Origin of the sequence: Bradyrhizobium sp. SMVTL-02, assembly GCF_051853005.1 — a bacterium.
Taxonomy (GTDB): Bacteria; Pseudomonadota; Alphaproteobacteria; order Rhizobiales; family Xanthobacteraceae; genus Bradyrhizobium.
The window spans coordinates 3849170-3866437 of sequence record NZ_CP182469.1; the positions used below are offsets into that span (position 1 = coordinate 3849170).

The 17268-nt window shown below is 62.5% G+C and carries 21 protein-coding genes and 1 pseudogene; 14 read left to right on the forward strand and 8 right to left on the reverse strand.

Features of this window, described 5'->3' with window-relative positions; genetic code table 11:
* Window positions 1-76: 76 nt before the first annotated feature.
* Entirely contained in the window at window positions 77-757 is a 681-nt protein-coding gene (locus ACNJYB_RS18000) for an SDR family oxidoreductase (protein ID WP_439375587.1), read from the reverse strand.
* 22 nt (window positions 758-779) lie between these two features.
* Window positions 780-1538 (reverse strand): tyrosine-protein phosphatase, encoded by a 759-nt coding sequence (locus tag ACNJYB_RS18005; RefSeq protein WP_439375154.1) that lies wholly within the window; start codon window positions 1536-1538, stop codon window positions 780-782.
* Between the two features lie 71 nt (window positions 1539-1609).
* Here ACNJYB_RS18005 and ACNJYB_RS18010 point away from each other — a divergent pair, with 71 nt between their 5' ends.
* Window positions 1610-1936 (forward strand): MliC family protein, encoded by a 327-nt coding sequence (locus ACNJYB_RS18010; protein ID WP_439375155.1) that lies wholly within the window; start codon window positions 1610-1612, stop codon window positions 1934-1936.
* 111 nt (window positions 1937-2047) lie between these two features.
* Here the strand turns inward: ACNJYB_RS18010 and ACNJYB_RS18015 are convergent, their stop codons facing one another.
* Entirely contained in the window at window positions 2048-2251 is a 204-nt protein-coding gene (locus ACNJYB_RS18015) for a DUF2735 domain-containing protein (protein WP_439375156.1), read from the reverse strand.
* A 536-nt stretch (window positions 2252-2787) separates the two neighbouring features.
* Here ACNJYB_RS18015 and ACNJYB_RS18020 point away from each other — a divergent pair.
* The 4 genes from ACNJYB_RS18020 to ACNJYB_RS18035 all read left to right on the forward strand — a co-directional run bounded on the left by ACNJYB_RS18020 (window position 2788) and on the right by ACNJYB_RS18035 (window position 6272).
* Complete coding sequence (locus tag ACNJYB_RS18020; RefSeq protein WP_260370112.1) at window positions 2788-3822, forward strand: glutamine synthetase beta-grasp domain-containing protein; 1035 nt, start codon at window positions 2788-2790, stop codon at window positions 3820-3822.
* A gap of 192 nt (window positions 3823-4014) precedes the next feature.
* Window positions 4015-4716 carry a GrlR family regulatory protein gene (locus ACNJYB_RS18025; protein WP_439375588.1) on the forward strand — a complete coding sequence of 234 codons (702 nt, stop codon included), beginning with the start codon at window positions 4015-4017 and terminating at the stop codon, window positions 4714-4716.
* Window positions 4717-4734: 18 nt separating this feature from the next.
* Window positions 4735-5418 carry a substrate-binding domain-containing protein gene (locus tag ACNJYB_RS18030; RefSeq protein ID WP_439375157.1) on the forward strand — a complete coding sequence of 228 codons (684 nt, stop codon included), beginning with the start codon at window positions 4735-4737 and terminating at the stop codon, window positions 5416-5418.
* 32 nt (window positions 5419-5450) lie between these two features.
* Entirely contained in the window at window positions 5451-6272 is an 822-nt protein-coding gene (locus ACNJYB_RS18035; protein WP_439375158.1) for a tetratricopeptide repeat protein, read from the forward strand.
* Between the two features lies 1 nt (window position 6273).
* Here the strand turns inward: ACNJYB_RS18035 and ACNJYB_RS18040 are convergent, their stop codons facing one another.
* Window positions 6274-6432, reverse strand: a complete 159-nt coding sequence (locus ACNJYB_RS18040) for a hypothetical protein (protein ID WP_439375159.1) — start codon at window positions 6430-6432, stop codon at window positions 6274-6276.
* Window positions 6433-6447: 15 nt separating this feature from the next.
* On the opposite strand from ACNJYB_RS18040, the gene ACNJYB_RS18045 reads away from it, so the two are divergent.
* Together ACNJYB_RS18045 and ACNJYB_RS18050 are read left to right on the forward strand one after the other, a co-directional pair.
* Complete coding sequence (locus tag ACNJYB_RS18045) at window positions 6448-6597, forward strand: hypothetical protein (RefSeq protein WP_007591825.1); 150 nt, start codon at window positions 6448-6450, stop codon at window positions 6595-6597.
* 256 nt (window positions 6598-6853) lie between these two features.
* Window positions 6854-7558, forward strand: coding sequence for a GrlR family regulatory protein (locus ACNJYB_RS18050; RefSeq protein ID WP_439375160.1), 705 nt, complete (start codon window positions 6854-6856; stop codon window positions 7556-7558).
* Between the two features lie 123 nt (window positions 7559-7681).
* On the opposite strand, the gene ACNJYB_RS18055 is transcribed toward ACNJYB_RS18050, so the two are convergent.
* Window positions 7682-8671 (reverse strand): MBL fold metallo-hydrolase, encoded by a 990-nt coding sequence (locus ACNJYB_RS18055; protein WP_439375161.1) that lies wholly within the window; start codon window positions 8669-8671, stop codon window positions 7682-7684.
* 1164 nt (window positions 8672-9835) lie between these two features.
* Here ACNJYB_RS18055 and ACNJYB_RS18060 point away from each other — a divergent pair.
* Window positions 9836-10033, forward strand: a complete 198-nt coding sequence (locus tag ACNJYB_RS18060; RefSeq protein WP_439375162.1) for a hypothetical protein — start codon at window positions 9836-9838, stop codon at window positions 10031-10033.
* Window positions 10034-10219: 186 nt separating this feature from the next.
* Here ACNJYB_RS18060 and ACNJYB_RS18065 read toward each other — a convergent pair whose 3' ends face one another.
* A complete protein-coding gene (locus ACNJYB_RS18065; RefSeq protein WP_439375163.1) occupies window positions 10220-10555 on the reverse strand; it encodes an adenylate/guanylate cyclase domain-containing protein in 336 nt (111 codons plus the stop codon).
* A gap of 92 nt (window positions 10556-10647) precedes the next feature.
* On the opposite strand from ACNJYB_RS18065, the gene ACNJYB_RS18070 reads away from it, so the two are divergent.
* Window positions 10648-10941 carry a glutathione binding-like protein gene (locus tag ACNJYB_RS18070; protein WP_439375164.1) on the forward strand — a complete coding sequence of 98 codons (294 nt, stop codon included), beginning with the start codon at window positions 10648-10650 and terminating at the stop codon, window positions 10939-10941.
* Window positions 10942-11481: 540 nt separating this feature from the next.
* Here ACNJYB_RS18070 and ACNJYB_RS18075 read toward each other — a convergent pair.
* Window positions 11482-11937, reverse strand: a complete 456-nt coding sequence (locus ACNJYB_RS18075) for a hypothetical protein (RefSeq protein WP_439375165.1) — start codon at window positions 11935-11937, stop codon at window positions 11482-11484.
* 111 nt (window positions 11938-12048) lie between these two features.
* Complete coding sequence (locus ACNJYB_RS18080) at window positions 12049-13224, reverse strand: zinc-dependent alcohol dehydrogenase (protein WP_439375166.1); 1176 nt, start codon at window positions 13222-13224, stop codon at window positions 12049-12051.
* A 363-nt stretch (window positions 13225-13587) separates the two neighbouring features.
* Here ACNJYB_RS18080 and ACNJYB_RS18085 point away from each other — a divergent pair.
* The 5 genes and pseudogenes from ACNJYB_RS18085 to ACNJYB_RS18105 all read left to right on the forward strand — a co-directional run.
* Window positions 13588-14130: pseudogene (locus tag ACNJYB_RS18085) on the forward strand (L-dopachrome tautomerase-related protein); the annotation flags it as partial.
* Between the two features lie 86 nt (window positions 14131-14216).
* On the forward strand, window positions 14217-14678 hold the full coding sequence (gene tnpA, locus ACNJYB_RS18090; protein ID WP_439369410.1) for an IS66-like element accessory protein TnpA: 462 nt from the start codon (window positions 14217-14219) through the stop codon (window positions 14676-14678).
* Complete coding sequence (gene tnpB / locus ACNJYB_RS18095) at window positions 14675-15028, forward strand: IS66 family insertion sequence element accessory protein TnpB (protein ID WP_027577378.1); 354 nt, start codon at window positions 14675-14677, stop codon at window positions 15026-15028. Before tnpA ends, tnpB begins: the two co-directional genes overlap by 4 nt.
* 50 nt (window positions 15029-15078) lie before the next feature.
* Complete coding sequence (tnpC, locus tag ACNJYB_RS18100) at window positions 15079-16638, forward strand: IS66 family transposase (RefSeq protein ID WP_439375492.1); 1560 nt, start codon at window positions 15079-15081, stop codon at window positions 16636-16638.
* A complete protein-coding gene (locus ACNJYB_RS18105; RefSeq protein ID WP_439369411.1) occupies window positions 16635-17258 on the forward strand; it encodes a UPF0149 family protein in 624 nt (207 codons plus the stop codon). Before tnpC ends, ACNJYB_RS18105 begins: the two co-directional genes overlap by 4 nt.
* The last annotated feature ends 10 nt before the right edge of the window (window positions 17259-17268 follow it).

Here is a 17268-nt window from a genome sequence, read left to right on the forward strand (position 1 = left end):
CAGTTGCGGTCAGTCTAGAGCCTTCTCGGCTCAGATTGAATCCGAGCCGGCCCCGGAGGTTTCGATCTGAACGCAGCTACACCCGCCCGCCGACCGGGATCAGCGCGCCGGTGACGCCGCTGGCGGCATCGCTGGCGAGGAACAGGATCACCTCTGCGAGCTCCTGCGGCGTCACCCACCTGGAAAAATCCGCCTTCGGCATGTCGGCGCGGTTGGCCTTGGTGTCGATGATCGAGGGCAGCACCGCGTTCACGGTGACCTTGCCCTTCCACTCATTGGCGAGCGCCTCGGTGAGGCGATGCACGCCGGCCTTTGAGGCGGCATAAGGGCCCATGCCATTGCCGGCCTGGAGCGCGCCCATGGCGCCGATGTTGACGATGCGCCCGGCTCTGGACGCGGCGAGATGCGGCAGCGCGGCGCGCGAGGCGTTGAGCGCCGTCAACACGTTCAGCGCATGCATGCGTTGCCACGTCGCGATGTCACCGTCGCCGACGGTCTCGAAGGCGAAGCCACCGGCGATGTTGATCAGTGCGTCGATCCGGCCGAAATGCTTGGCCGACGCATCGATCGCCGTCTTCGCCTGCGCGGCGTCGGACAGGTCGACGCCGCCGATCTCGATGCGCTCGGGCGTCGCTGACAGTTGCGAGGGCGCATGATCGATGCCGGCGATGAGCGCGCCGCGCGCCTGCGCGATGTCGGCGACCACCTTGCCAAGCGCGCCGAGCACGCCGGTGACGACCAGAACCTTGCCTTGCATCATCGTTCTCCCGGCGCTGCCGCTAGGCTTGCAGATAGCGCGCCTTCAGTGCGGTGCGCTCTGCTGTGCCGAGCTTGAGGCCATCGCGCAAGTAGGTTTCGAGATCGCCATGGTCGCGGCCGACCGCTTCGAAGGCGGCCGCCAGGTACGAGGCTTCGACCGAGCCGATCGCGTCGAGAACTTCGGCGGGAAGATCGGCGGCGTTCGACGGGTCGCGCTTGTAGTGGCGGTTGGTCAAAAGGTAATCCTCGGCAATGACGTCGTCGGGGACGCCCAGCGCATGCAGGATCAGCGCGCTGGCAAACCCAGTGCGGTCCTTGCCGGCGGTGCAGTGGATCACGAGCGGCGCGCGGTCTTCGAGCAAATGGCCGAACAGCGCGCGAAAACTATGCGTGTTGTGGCGAACATAGTTGCGATAGGACTCGCGCATCAGCTCGAGCGCAACGGGGGCGGTCAACGTCCCTCTCGCGAGTTCGGCGCGCAGCGCGGCGACGACGGTCGGCTCGATCGGCAGCGAATACACAGTGATCTCGTTCACGACGCAGACGCCGGCCGCACGCTCCTCGACACCGCGGAAATCGAACGCGCTTCTGATGCCGAGCGCGCGGACGATCTCGACATCGGCTGCAGTGAGCTGCCCGAGATGATTGGAGCGAAAGATGTGCCGCCAGCGCGTGGTTCGGCCGTCGGCGGTCCGATAGCCGCCGAGATCGCGAAAGTTGCTGGCGCCTTGCAACGCGAGATGGCGGGGAGGGGGGTCTTTAAGGGAGGAGTCTTGCATGAGATCAGCTTGGGTTATGATTCCAGCGGACGCATGGCGGGCGTCCTTGAGGTCTATTACAGGGGGCGATCATGGGCCGGCACAAGGCCATTGTTTTGGCGATCACCATGCTGGTGGATGGAATTTTCGGATCGCGGCAGGCTGATGCGCAGACGTTCAAAACCTACCGCTGCGCCGACGGTACGCAGTTCATCGTGGGGTTTTACGACTACGACAAGCGTGCCTTCCTGCAGATCGACGGTGAACCGGTCACGCTCGCCAAGCGGCTGACGCTGTCGGGCGCGCGCTATTCCGGGGCGGGGATCACACTGAGCATCCCCAAGTCCGGGCCCACCACGGTCAAGCACCTGAAGCGGCCGGTCACGGCCTGCGCGGTGATCGAAAAGCCCGGGATCTAGCCGGGAGGCCAACGAGAATCAAAAAGGGCCGAAACGCCGTTGTTTCGACCCTTTTTCAAACTGCTGCCGGCCACTTGCGAGAGCCCGGCGCTTTCAAACCAGCAGCTTGCATCAGCGTTCCCATTTGGGCTTGGCTTCGTCGACCGCATCCTGGTGATACCAGCTGTCGCTGCAGATCGAGACGTTCGCGGGAAGCGAAGCGTGATCGGCGGGAAGGCGGGTCTCGCCATAGCGGCGTCCGGCGAGAGCTGAGCGGCCCCCGACAGGGAATTGGTAGATCTTCGCAGATCCGTGACTCAGACCATTGTTCATCATTGCGATTCTCCTTGGTCGAAGCGCCTTGGCCTCCATGGTGCGCCCGACTCGTTCGATTGTGGTTACTGGAATCCCCATATCGGCCGCGCATCCCGAATTGGGAAGTGCTGAAAAGGAGATCAGTTGCGGCCTATTTTCTAGGCACGCAGCCGCCTGCACCCCCAAAGGCACCGTATGAGTGGGTAACGCCCAGGCCATTCCAAAGGTTGCTCGGCAGGTGCCTGGTGCTTTACGAAAATTGCGGCACGTTGATGCGCGTTTCATCGGCAGCCTTCGGCACGGGGCGGCCTGCTCCACAATAGGGCGTTTTTCCGCGGAATTTTGCGGTGCAGCTTCACGCGAAGGTGCGCGGCTATGACGCAGGTCGCCTGTGGACGGTTTGCCGGCGTCGCGGAGCGGCCGGCTGCCGTGGAGAACCTCCGCACTGCGGCTTTTTGGCACGTTAAATGCTTGTAAAGCGCCGGCCGATGATGGCCGGGTACAAACGTGCGGGGACTAGCGGTCCCCACCTTTCGCATCATCTACAGAGAGGCTCAATGACCAAGTACAAGCTCGAGTACATTTGGCTCGACGGATATACGCCGACTCCGAACTTGCGCGGCAAAACTCAGATCAAGGAATTCGCGTCGTTCCCGACGCTCGAGCAGCTTCCGCTCTGGGGCTTCGATGGCTCCTCCACCCAGCAGGCCGAAGGCCACAGCTCCGATTGCGTGCTGAAGCCGGTCGCCGTGTTCCCGGACGGGGCGCGCACCAACGGCGTGCTCGTGATGTGCGAAGTCATGATGCCCGACGGCAAGACCCCGCATCCGTCCAACAAGCGCGCCACCATCCTCGATGACGCCGGCGCCTGGTTCGGCTTCGAGCAGGAATACTTCTTCTACAAGGACGGCCGTCCGCTCGGCTTCCCGACCGCCGGCTATCCGGCGCCGCAGGGGCCGTACTACACCGGAGTCGGCTTCTCGAACGTCGGCGACGTCGCCCGCAAGATCGTCGAAGAGCATCTCGACCTCTGCTTGGCTGCCGGCATCAACCATGAAGGCATCAACGCGGAAGTCGCCAAGGGCCAGTGGGAATTCCAGATCTTCGGCAAGGGCTCCAAGACCGCTGCCGACCAGATGTGGATGGCCCGCTACCTGATGCTGCGCCTCACCGAGAAGTACGGCATCGACATCGAATTCCACTGCAAGCCGCTTGGCGACACCGACTGGAACGGTTCGGGCATGCACGCCAACTTCTCGACCGCCTACATGCGTGAAGTCGGCGGCAAGGAGTATTTCGAGGCGCTGATGGCGGCCTTCGAGAAGAACCTGATGGACCACATCGCCGTCTACGGCCCGGACAACGACAAGCGTCTGACCGGCAAGCACGAGACCGCGCCGTGGAACAAGTTCAGCTACGGCGTTGCCGATCGCGGTGCCTCGATCCGCGTTCCGCACTCCTTCATCAACAACGGCTACAAGGGCTATCTGGAAGACCGCCGTCCGAACTCGCAAGGCGACCCCTACCAGATCGCTTCGCAGATCCTGAAGACGATCTCGTCCGTGCCGACCGACAAGAAGGCCGCGGCCTAAGATCCTCCCGGCCCGGGCTGGGGGCTGGCCCAGGGTGGCATTCAATCCGCCGGAGCGAAGGCTCCGGCGGATTTTGCATTCTGATGACAGCCATCCTCACGATGCGCGGGGCAGCGCCGCGTGAAACTTGTCCATCGCCGTCGAAAGAGGGATAGAGTGCTGCTGGATGCGCGCGGGCCGGGGACACGGCTGGTGTTTGAGGGTTTCTACAAGGTGCGGTTTCAGCTCGGCGACGCCGTCGGCCGGAGCGTCATGCATGCCGGGAATGGCAAGATGCTCGGGGGCAATTCGGCCTTCGCCCATATCGGCACCTATGAGAAGACCGACGAGGGCGTCAACGTCGTGATCAAGACGGTCCGCCACAACCCCGATCCGAACTACCGCGCCATGGCCGGCACCGACGATGCGACCTTGCTGGCGAAGGGCTGGGCCGACGGCGATCTCTATCGCTTCAAGGGCGAGCTGAAAGAACTGCCGGGCGTGCCCTTCCAGTCCGTGATGACGCCGATCACGCAGGACGAGGTGCCGCTCGCGGGCGGCGTCGGCGAGGGCGGCATTGCCAATGGCCTCTACTCGGTTCATCTGCGCATGCTCGACGGCATCGACGGCGGCCTCACCGGCGTGATGCTGCTCAACCAGGGCCGCATCCTCGGCGGCGATGCGGCGTTCTACTATCTCGGCAGCTACACCGCCGCAAAGGGCCGCTGGAAAGGTCAGATCCTCAACCAGGAGCACACGCCGGCCAAGGACGATCCGATCTTCGGCGGCCACGAGGTCGGCATCGGCTTTTCCGGAAGCTATGACGCCGAGGCGGCGGTGCTGGAGGCCACAGCGCTCGCCGGCAAGCGATCCTTGCGCCTCACCGCCGCGCTCAAGCTGATGCAACGCGCTTGAACGCCACAGGAATTGCACATGGAAAACGTTCGCATGCTCTCGACGCTCGGCCTGGCGGGCGCGATGCGCAGCCTGTCCTCCGCCTTTGAAACCGCCAGCGGCATTCACGTCGATGCGGATTTCGCGCCGACCCTGGCCCTGCTCAAGCGCCTGCGCGCTGGCGAGACCGCCGATCTCGTCATCCTCACGCGCGAGGGGCTCGACGAGATGATCGGCGAGGGCCGTGTGGCCGCGGAAAGCGCAGCGGATCTGGCGCGCTCCTTCGTCGGCATTGCCGTGCGGGCAGGGCAGCCGCACCCTGATATCGCCAGCGAAGCTGCGCTGCGCCAGACGCTGCTCGCAGCGCGGTCCGTTGCCTATTCGCGGTTGGGTGCGAGCGGCGTGTACTTCGCCCAGCTGATCGTGCGGATGGGGGTTGCGGCCGAGATCAACGCCAGGGCCACCATCGTCGAGCAAGGTTTTACGGCGGAGCGGCTCGTCAGCGGCGAGGCTGACCTCGCCGTGCAGCAGATCAGCGAGCTTAAGCAGGTCGGCGGCATCGAGGTGGTCGGCCCGATTCCGCATGAGCTGCAAACACCGGCGATCTTTTCTGCCGGCCGCATGGCGAACGCCAACGACGCCGTCGCGGCCGATCGGCTGCTGCGCTACCTGGCCTCACCGGAGGTCGTTCCTGTCCTCCGCCAATCCGGACTCGAGCCTTGAATTTGCCGGGGCGGGGACGCAACGTAGCGATCATGCGAACCCATCTCCTTGCCATCGCCGTCGCACTTGCCGCGCCTCTCGCAGCTCACGCGCAATCGGCCGACCTCGTCCTGTGCGACCGGGTCGCGGCCGATCCCAGCGATCCCGACAAGCCCGCCGATGTGAGGGGTGTTGCGGAGATCGCCGCCTCCGACGTTGCAACTGCGATCAAGTTCTGCAAGCAGGCGGCAGGCTCTTCTCGGCGCGCGATGTTCGCGCTCGGGCGCGCCTATGCGGCGAACAGGCAGACGGCGGAGGCTATCGCCGCCTGGCGCAAGGCGGCGGACAAGGGATCGAGCGCGGCGATGGTCGAACTCGGCGTGCTCTACGGCACCGGCTCCGGCGTTGCAAAGGATGAAGCGCAAGCGCGAAAGTTGTTCGAGAAGGCGGCGCAATCAGGCAATCCCCGCGGCGTCAGCAACCTTGCCGCGCTCGGCAGCGCAGGTGGCGCGGCGCCGGCCGATCCCGCCCAGGCGCGTGCGCTGCTCGGCAAGGCCGCCGAGACCAATGCGGAGGCGCAGTACCAGCTCGGCCTGATGCTGTCCGAAGGCGATGGCGGCGCAAAGGACGACGTCGCGGCGCGCGCGCTGTTCGAGAAGGCGGCAGCGCAAAACCATCCCGGTGCGCTGGAGCGGATGGGCGCCTTCGCGGAAGGCGGCCGCGGTGGTCCGAAGGACAAGGACGCCGCAAAGGCCTATTACGAGCGCGCCGCAGCGCTCGGCGACGAGGATGCCAAGAAGGCGCTGGAGCGCATCCGCTGTCCCTATGCCATCAAGGACAAGCAGGGCAAGCTCGTCACCACGCTGTGCTTCTAGCTCACTTCATGTAGTAGGTGAGATTGTTGCGGCCGTCGCAATAGGTCGTCTCGAGATAATCCGGATACTCGGCGGCGGCCTGCTGTCGCGCGCTGACGCCGGTGGGTTCGACGGGCTCAAGCAGGAACCAGCTCCGGCACCGGTCGTTGAACCCCGACAAGCGGGAGGCCCGATCATGATCCGCAAGCTGGCATCCGGCGAATATCGCCTCTACTCACGCAAGGTGAATCCGAAGACCGGCAAGCGCCGCAACCTCGGCACCTTCAGGAGCCGTGCGGCGGCCGAGAAGCACGAGCGCGAGGTGCAATACTTCAAGCGCCACTGAGGCAAGGCGCCGGCCCTCAAAAACAAAAACTCGAAAACAACCCCATGCACAGTAGGGCCTCCGCTGAAAACACAGCGAAATCCGCATTTTGCGGATTTTACGAAGTCCGTTTGACCCGTCGGGCAAAACAGGGGTGTAGTGGCATCATTGTAACCGAGGTTCGGAGCGGCCCCCTGCGTGGAAATGCGGGGTGGAATCGATGCGGCCGCAATGCTAGGTAGCCCGCGATTCCATTTGATTTTACGGGCAAATTGCATTGCTGGACGGACTCTACAAAGTTGAATACGGCGTCAACGATGCGTTCGGCCGCAGCATCATGTGCCTGCACGACGGCAAGATGCTGGGCGGCAATTCGGGCTTTGCGCATCTTGGCACCTATGTGGAGCGCGACGGCGAGATCAGCGCCGAGGTCATCACCGAGCGGCATAACCTCGATCCCAACTACAAGCCGCTGATGGGAGCGGACGTCGCCAAGATCGGGGCGCGGGGCCGGCTGCACGGCAACGAGATCCGTCTTGAGGGCGGCGCGGACACCCTGCCGGGCGCCCGTTTCTGGGCCAATCTCACGCGGCTCGATGACGGGGCGCTGCCGCCACGCGGCACGATCGGGAAGGGCGGCATCGCCAACGGGCTCTATGGGATGAGCCTGCGCGCGCTCGACGGGGTCGATGCAGGCCTCTCGGGCGTGATGCTGCTGATCGACGGCCGCATCCTCGGGGGCGATGCGTTCTTCTACTATCTCGGCTCGTATTCCTCGGCGGAAGGCCGCTGGAAGGGCGAGATGCTGAACCAGGAGCACACGCCGGCGAAAGGCGAGAACCCCGTGTTCGGCGGCTACGAGGTCGGCATCGGCTTCTCCGGGACCTGCACGGAAGACACCGGCGAGCTCGAAGGCATCGCGCTCGCCGGCAAGCGCAGCCTGCGCCTTGCGGCCTCGCTCAAACTGATGCGGCGGGCGTAGGGCGCGCACTCAATTGGCATAGGCTGTCCGCTTCGTGAACTGAAGCGACCCGAAGCGGTCACGGCGGTACTCATACTCGAGAGGGACATTCGCCATGACCGCGCCCCCCTGTTGACTTGAAAATCAGTCTTCGCGACTGGCCAGCCTACGATAGACCGCGAGATCGTCAAAGGTAGGTGCTTCGCCGCGCCGCACGTTGGAATTGATGTCGGGCCCGAGGACCAGCGATGTACCAAGCCCGGCATAGATGTATCGGGTGCCGAACGCCTTCTTTAACGCAGCAAAAGTCGGCTCGCCCGTGCAGTGCCCGGGGGCAATGTTCTCGACCTTGAATTTGTCCTTGAGCGCCGTCACGATCTTTTCAATGGCATCGTCGGCTGCAACAACGAGGTGGAAGCCCCCAGCGATGAGATGAATTCTCGGGTTGATCGCCGTTGCAGCCTCGACAATGCGTTCGATTCCCGGATGCGAACAGCCGACGACCAGAACAAGACCGTCCGGAGTGTTCACTGCGAGAGAGAGTTCTTTGAGTTCCTTTGTGCCGGGGAGATCAGAAATCAGAGCGATCAGAGTAAAGCCTGGTGCTATCTCCGTCGTCCGATCAATCAGTTCGAAGTTTGCGTTGGGCCATGCGGAGCCGAACTCCAGAATGGTGGGCGGTTTGCCGCCGTAATATCGCATCTCTTCAGGCAGGGAATCGTCTTTGCGATAAAATGTCGATGGAAGTGATGAGCCGTAGATGCCGAATCCTTCCTTGGGAGCGTAGATCTTCACCTTCGGGTTCACACTAAGCACATAGCTCAATCCGGCCATGTGATCGGAATGCCTGTGGGAGAGAACGACAAAATCAAGTGCGGTAAGGTCAACCCCTTTCGTTCTGACATTCTTCTCAAAGATCTCCGCGCTATCTCCAGTATCAAATAGAATGCGCTTTCCCGCGACCTCCACCAGCGCGGAGAACCCCCAGTCCTTTGTCATTGCGGGATCGGCGCCAAATGCGTCATAGAGGATCGTAATCTTGCCGCTCGGCTCGGCCGCGATGCTCGCGCAAGAGGTCGCCGCTATTGCGCAGGTGACCGCGGCGGCGATGAAACTCCATCTTCCGAATGTCATGGACGTGCCTCCTCTTTCCGTTGGACTTCCGCTGAAGGCTGAGTTGGCGCAGTCCGACTTTGACTGGCTGGGGTACTGTGGCACCCTGTCGCAAGTTGCGGACTGTCGCTCATCTTCGGATGCTCTCGGCCGATGGGCAATGAGACATTTTTGAGCTTGGGACTTGAACCTTCAGGCGCCTCGATAGACAGTTCGCCGAACTGTTTCTCGCAATCGACCGGAGGGATCATGGGCAAAATGCCACACGCCCAAATACTGGCGAGACCGTGTGGAAGAGTTCCGCGCGAACGTGGGCAACGGCGAGCATAAGCAGGCCGAGGAACCGCTCTCGAAGATCGCCAATACTTATGACGATCTCGCCAGGGCGAGCCCGGTTGATCCACACCGTTCAGGACGCCACAAACATTCGATGCTTGATCCGAGGGGAGGCAAAACCGTGCGCCAGTGCCGGTGCGGCGAACGGGTTTGGGACGAGAACCTTGGCATGATTTGTGCACACCAATCATCACCGGGGAATTGCTCATTCCCACCCGGGGCTGGAAAGCCGCCGCCCGCGCTCAATTTAAGCGGGCGGCGTTTTTGCTTTCTAGAGTGGAAAAGGCCTCAACCCGGGGCTGGCGTGGGCTAAGGCCTTCTCTGCCGTCTCTAAATCACAAGACGCTAGGATAATATTCCACCTTGTCCTGGTATCGTCCATTGTCCTCATTTGAGTTACCCGTGTCCTCATCAGGACAGCACCGGCACTGTCTGTCTAAGTTAAGGACGGCAGTATCCTCATTTAGTTTAAGGATTGATCCAAAGCCCATGATTATCGTCTTAGGGACATGGGGAGAAAGACCGGATCAGATGACAGCGAGGCCGCCGACAAGATGCGGACCGATGAAGCTCGCCAAGTCGTCAAAGAGCATGCCGACGACCAGCGGGAGCTACAGGACAAGCTACGACGCAAGGTGAACTAGGCCCCGGTTGGAACCAGCGGCTGTGTTCTAAGAATCACGCCTGACAACGTGAGGCCCAAGGGCCACAGCTTCGCCAGCCCCGAGCTGAGACTCTTGAGCTTGTCTGAAGTCTGTCAAATTTCCCCGCGGTCCCGGAACGAATGTGCACTTTTGCACTTAAGCCACTAGCTTCCACTTAAGGAGGTGGCACCTGTGGGGAAAAGAAGTGCCCGCCGCCGAGTACTATTTGAAGCAAGCTGAAATCGCATCACGCTTGGCGCGGGCAGAACCGGACCCGGAGAAAGCCCGGGCAATGCACATCATGGCGCTAAGCCTCTTCGATAAAGCGCACAGGGCTCAGGTCAAAGACACGCCCGCGCCGCCGGAGAGCCACACAGTGCTTCCTGTCATCGAGCGGCAGTAAGGCCGCTTCGGTTGGCGGTCTCTTTTAGTTCGTCATGCCGCCTTATTGGCCCGAAGCTGCCCTCGCAGCAACTCCCCGTTGGGTCTGCTCTTCGGAGAGCAGAGCGGACGCGCGACAGCACTGGCCGCCATAGCCGGTTCTGAGCCACTGCTCAGGTGGAGATGGAGTAATGCTCGCGGGCACCTCTTAACGTTCAGCTGCGAATATGCGCCATTCCCCCGGGATAACCTTGAGGGATCGGGTGCCGCGGTCCTTGAAGCGCAACCCAGAACCGGCCACCAGATCCTTGACCGTGCTCGACACCAAAACCTCGCTCCCAGCGGCAAGCGCCGCAACCCGCGCTCCTATGTGGACAGCGATACCGCCGACATCATCACCAATCATTTCGCACTCGCCTGTGTGAAGCCCAGCACGAACCTCAATGCCGAGCGGCCTGATTTCCTCGGCAATGGCCGAGGCGCAGGGAACGCCGCGGGCTGGACCGTCAAAGGTCGCGAGAAAGCCGTCTCCAGTCGTTTTCACTTCCTGGCCTCGAAAGCGCGCGAGAGTTGCGGCGATGAAGGCGGCAGTACCGAACTCGCTCGATCAGTTGCGCGCGCATTTGGTTCAATCAGATGCTGACTGACGGGCGCTCATTCCTGCAGGGTTCTGCCCCTAGCCTTGCCGATCTCGCCGCCTACCTTCCGATTTGGTTCTTGCAGCAAAGATTCGGACCATTGGCGGCGCCGCTCGACGGCTTTCCGAGCCTGCTGAGTTGGACCGAACGCGTTGCCGCAATCGGCCACGGCAGGCGGAGCCCAATGACCTCGAAAAAAGCGCTCGATGCGGCGAGGGACGCTACGTCGATCGCCAGCGTAATCCACGATCCAAAAGATCCGATCGGCCGGAAACCTGGTCAGACCGGATGACACCGGACGCGACCCGGTCGTCGGCGAGTTGATCGCCTCGGGCGTCCATGAGATCGTCGTCCAACGCAGCGATCCGGCGGTCGGAGAGGTCTGTGTGCCATTTCCCACGCGCCGGTTTTGTCGTGATGTCGGTCTGATTTGCCGATTGAGCAACCGACGCAATTCCAACCCGCTGTCAATCTCAAGACGGCGAAAGCACTCGGTCTCGCACTTTCGCGAACGTGATCGCCCGCGCTGACGAGTTGATCGAAGAACCGACTGACTTCCGTTATGGCCCGTCGCGGACTCTGGCTGAGAGTGCTCCGAAGTCCGCGTCCTGATGGTGACCCGAGAAGGCCCTGCAAGCTGGCCAAGGCAAGCCTTTGACCCAGAGCAGAAGTCTGCCTACGGGATCGTTGCATGCCGCACTTGCGCTCTTTGCCTCGCAATGTCCGCTTCCGAAAGCCGAGCGGAATAGCATCGTGGATGCTGCCCAGGTCGGCCTTTGAGCGGAAATTGCTAGGTTTGCCGAAGGATGGTCAGCTATCGCGAGAGCAGAAGCTAGGTCGCCGCGAGTTGCTTCCTGAGCTTCTTGGGACCGCTTATTCCGCGTGACGCTGCTATTCCTTTCGGATAGCCGGTGCGGTCATCGTAGGTGCGGCGAGGACCGGTCCCCGGTGCATGCCGCGCGCTGACCTCCTTCGCGGTTGCCAAGTCGAGCAGAGTGATGCCTCCAACCATCAGCAAGGCAAGCACAACGTTGCCCCTCTTGGGATTGTCGGCGTGCAAGCCTCCCATCAACATTGCGATGTCGAGACCGTCGCCGGCGACGCGGCTCCACAAGCCTACATTCCTATCGGCCGACAGCGATAGCACGCCAGAGGCTATTTCCCTGGCTCCATAGGCGCGGACAAGCCTTTCCTGGCCTTGCATGCCGAGCGCCCGTGTGACGCGCTCCGGAGCCAGCATTTCCAGTGCGCCAAGCCCGAGGCTGAACCAGCCGAGATTGCGCGCCATCCGGTCCGAAGCTCCGAACGAACTCGGCCCCGTGCTGATGACCTTCGGATCACCCTTCGAGCGTACAAAGTTTGCGATTTTTCCAATAGCCACGGCGTCTGTCCTTCCTTGTCAGTTCTTGAGCACGACCTTCACACAGCTGTCCTGCTTGTCGCGGAACACCTTGTACATCTCCGGCCCCTGTTCGAGGCTCACCGTGTGCGTGACGACAAAGGAGGGATCGATGTGGCCCTCCTGGATGTAGCGGAGCAGCTCGTCGGTCCAGCGGTTGACGTGCGTTTGTCCGGTGCGAACGCTCAATCCCTTGTTCATCAGCTGGCCCATCGGGATCTTGTCGACGAGGCCCCCATAAACCCCCGGGATCGAAAGGATTCCACTGGGGCGGCAGACGTAGATCATCTCACGCAGCACGTGGGGACGGTCGTTCTCCGTCAGCATCAGCTGCTTTGCCCGATCGAGAATCGTATCCGGCTGGCCAAACGAAACATGGGACTCCATTCCGATGCAATCGATGCACTTTTCGGGCCCCTTGCCCTCGGTCAGCTCATTGAGCCGCTCGACGACGCTCTCCTTCTCGAAATTGATCGTGGTCGCCCCGCCTGCTTCCGCCATGCTGAGCCGTTCGGGAATGCGATCGATTGCGATGATCTGGTTTGCCCCGAGCAGCATGGCGCTGCGGATCGCCATCTGCCCGACGGGCCCGCAGCCCCAGATCGCGACCGTGTCGGTCGGCTCGATGTCGCATTGCGCCGCTGCCTGCCATCCGGTCGGCAATATGTCTCCGAGAAACAGCACCTGCTCATCGGTCAATCCGTCGGGCACCTTGATATGGGTGGCGTCGGCAAAAGGCACGCGAAGATACTCGGCCTGGCCGCCGGGATAGCCGCCGGTCAGATGCGTGTAGCCGAACAGCCCCGCGGTCGCATGGCCAAACACCTTGTCCGCAATGTGCTTGTTACGGTTGGTCCGCTCGCATACTGAGAAATTGCCGCGCTTGCACTGCTCGCATTCACCACAGATGATCGTGAAGGGCACCACGATGCGGTCGCCCTTCTTCAATTTTCCATTGACGCCGGAGCCGACCTCGACGACTTCGCCCATCATTTCGTGACCCATGATGTCGCCGGGCAGCATGGCCGGAATGAAATTGTGGAAGAGGTGCAGGTCCGAGCCACAGATGGCACAGCTCGTCACCTTGATGATCGCGTCTCTGGGGTCCTCGATCTCCGGATCGGTTACTCTGTCACACCTGATATCTTCTTTGCCGTGCCAAACGAGTGCCTTCATACCGAACCTCTCCGATTCACGCCCCAGCGAAGCGCGAACTCGTGGACCATTGAACGGTTTCTAATTTGGCAGAAAAGATTTCCGCATCGTCATTCCCGGCTTGCTCGTGCTGATGGTCGTTGCCGCGCGTGTTGCTTTGGACATGAGGGCCGCGACCAACCGGGCCTGCCAAGTCGGCCGGTGTGAAGGACGCAAAGTCAAGTGTCTGCCGAGCAGAGCGCCGGGATTCCGAAGAATGCTTCTTAACCCAGGTTTAGGCCTCCCATCCTCGGACGCGGTTTGAGGTCTCGCAACCGCTCACTCGAAGGAACGATGTCAGAAGGAGAGGATTGTGCCTTGAATTTTCAACGAGAGGACCACTCGATGCGTCCAAACGCGTTCGGCTGCTGCGCGGCAGTGCTAATGTCCATCTCGTCCGCTATCCACGCCCAAACGGCGACGGACGACATCAGGGCCAAGGCCCAACGACTTGTATCTCCTCTGGTCGACACTCGCGACGACCGGCTGCAGGTGGTCGCGACGTTCGAACATCAGGTGACCGGTGTCACGGTCGCACCGGACGGGCGTATATTCGTCAATTTCCCGCGCTGGACCGAGGATACGCCCGTTTCAGTGGCTGAGCTCATGCCGGATGGATCGATCAGGCCCTACCCGAATGAGGATTGGAATAGCTGGCGCAATGCACGGATGTCCGAGGTCTCTCCCAACGATCACTTTGTTTGCGTTCAAAGCGTTGTTGCGGACCAACGGGGATCGCTCTGGGTCGTGGATCCGGCAGCTCCGAACGCCGAGAAGACCATCAAGGGCGGGCCCAAGATTGTCGAGATAGATCTGAAATCAAACAAGGTGAAACGATCCTTCCCGATTCCTCCCGAGATAGCTGGTCCGGGTAGCTATCTGAATGATCGTAACCGGCGTGACGCCCCCACCTAGCCATCCCTCGGCTTGCGCGCGATACAGCCTGGCATGAGCGGTTCGGTGGAGGTGGAACGATGGCAAATGCCATGCTTGATGCCAGGCAGGAAGGCGATTCCTATCGTCGCGTCGAGGTGATCACCGGGGAGCGCCGGCGGCGACGATGGACGGGCGAGGAGAAGGCGCGGATCGCGGCGGAGAGCTTTGAGGAGGGTGCGAACATCTCCGAGGTGGCGCGGCGCAATGGCGTTTCCCGCGGGCTGCTCACGGTGTGGCGACGCCAGGTTGCGGCGGCGGTGGCCGGCAAGGCGCCGAGCTTCGTGCCGATCCAAATTGGTGCCGAGAGCGACGGCGAGACGGCCGGCGAGTCCGAGCGCAGTTCGCCATCACAGACGAGGCCTTTCGAGATCGCCGCGCCGCCGGCGAAGGCCTGCGGGGTGATCGAGATCGAGCTGAGTGGGGTTCGCATCCGGGTTGAGCCGGGCGTGGAGCTGGCGACACTTTCGACGGTGCTGTCGGCGCTTCGGGGCATCCGGTGATTGCACTACGCTCCGACCTCAAGGTGGTGCTGGCGGCGCAGCCGGTCGACTTTCGCAAGTCGGTGCACACGCTGTCGGCGCTGGTGAGCGAAGCGCTGCGTGCGAACCCGTATTGTGGCGACGTCTTCGTGTTCCGCAGCAAACGCATGGACAGAGTGAAGCTCCTGGCGTGGGACGGCAGCGGCATGGTGCTGGTGACGAAGTGGTTGCACCAGGGGCGTTTCACCTGGCCACCGATCCGCGACGGTGTGGTGCATCTAAGTGCGACGCAGCTCGCGATGCTGCTCGACGGGCTTGAGTGGACGCGTGTCTCACCCAAGCCTGTGAAGCAGCCGGCCGTTGTCGGCTGAGAGGTGAGGATTTCGCTGGAGCGTGTAGCGTGCGCATGTATCGTTCGATCATGGCGATTCGCCCCGACGCTCTGCCGACCGATCCGTCAGCTCTGACCGAGATGGTGCTCGCGCTTGACGCCGAGAACGAGAAGCTGCGTGTGGCGATGCAGACGCTCAAGGAGATGATCTTCGGGAAGCGCTCAGAGCGACTTGCGGTGCTCGTGGACGAGCAACTCGCGCTTGAGCTGGGCGATCTCGAGACCGATGCCACGTTGCCTGTGCAGGCCAACGACGATGTGCCTGCGGCGAAGCCGCCCGGCAAGGTGCGCAAGAAGGCGCGCCGCAACATCGGCGCACTCCCAAAGCACCTGCCGCGCTGCGAGCAGGTGCTGGAGCCGGAGGCGACGGCCTGCCTGTGCTGCCAGGGTCAGCTCCACAAGATCGGTGAGGACGTCAGCGAGGTGCTCGACATCATCCCGGCGATCTTGCGGGTGCTGCGCACGATCCGTCCCAAATACGGCTGCCGCAGCTGCACCGATGGCGTGGTCCAGGTGAAGGCGTTGCCGCGCCTGATCGAGAGCGGCATGGCCTCGACCGCGCTCGTGACTCACGTGGTGGTCTCGAAGTTCGCCTGGTATTTGCCGCTGTATCGGCAGGTGCAGATTCTGGCCGGCCAGGGCGTCAATCTCGACCGGGCGACGCTTGCCGGCTGGGTGAAGCGTGCAGCCTGGTGGCTCAAGAGCCTCTATGAGCTCCAGCTGCGCACAATTCAGGCCTCGCCGCGCGTGTTCTGCGACGAGACCCCGATGCCCGTGCTCGATCCCGGACGACATCGCACCCGCATCTGCCAGTTCTGGGCGCATGCCATGGATGACCGGCCATGGGGTGGCCCTTCGCCGCCGGCGGTCGCCTACGTGTTCGCCGACGGCCGCGGCACCGAGGAGATCGCCGGACAATTGACGGATTTTTCCGGCATTCTGCAGGTGGATGGTTATGCCGCCTACAAGGCGCTCGCCCGCGGCCATGGTGGCGCGATCCAGCTTGCTTTTTGTCTCGCCCATGCCCGACGCAAATTCGTCGAGATCTACAAGATGATGCAGTCGCCATTCGCGCACGAGGTGATCGAACGCCTGCAGGCGGTCTATGCTATCGAGGCGGAGATCCGCGGCAGCAGCGCCGAGCAGCGGCTGGCCGCCCGCCGCACCAGGAGCGCACCGTTGATGGCAGCGCTCAAGGCGCGACTGACCGCCATGGTCGACCAGCTCTTCTCGCAGTCGAAGCTGACGGAGGCGATCAACTACACGCTCAATCACTGGGACGGGTTGACGCTGTTTCTCCGCGACGGCCGCGTCGAGGTCGACAGCAATACGGTCGAGCGTTCCATGCGCCCGATTGCCATGGGGAGACGCAACTCATTGTTCAGCGGTAGCGACGGCGGTGCTGAGAGCTGGGCAATCCTGGCGTCGCTCGTGAACACGGCAAAACTCCATGAGCTCGATCCGCAGGCCTATCTGAACGACGTGCTGGAACGCATCGTTTCAGGGCGAACCAAGAGCCATCAGCTGCACGAGCTGCTTGCCTGGAATTGGAAGGCGGCACGCGAGCGCGTCGCACAAGCTGCCGCATGAGCCCACGTCGCCATAAAACATCGTCGTCGATGGCCGCCGCCGCGATGCCGCTTGCGGAACTCGAGAGATGGCTCCAAGCTCGCGTCGATCAGCATCCTGCCGCCACCAGTCTTCCCATGCTCGACGGCTACGTCGCCGCGATCGTGGCTGGACCAGTGTCGATGAGCCCACTCGACTGGATCTGCCCGCTGCTCGCCATCGATGCCGATGCTTTCAACCACGGCGGCACTCCGGAGTTCGCGGCGATCTCCGCCGTTGCGCTGCGTCATAACGAGATCAGCCAGACCCTTTCGACCACGCCTCGCCAGTTCGCGCCGATGCACCGGCGTGAAGTCAATGGCGATATCGATGCGCGTCCCTGGTGCCAGGGCTTCTATGTCGCGATGCGGCTCAGGCTGTCGGCGTGGGCGCCGTTGCTGGACACCAGCAACGTCAATCACGGCCTGCTGCTACCCGTCCTGCTGCACTGTCGCGACGATCAGGGCCGTCCGCTGCTCGGACCGCCGCGAAGCGGCCGCGAGACCGAGGACTTTCTCCGCAACGCCCACCTCGATATTCCAGCGGCCGTCGAGGCGCTGCGCCAATACTGGATGCCGATCCGCTACGCACGCGCCCGCTGATCACAGCGGA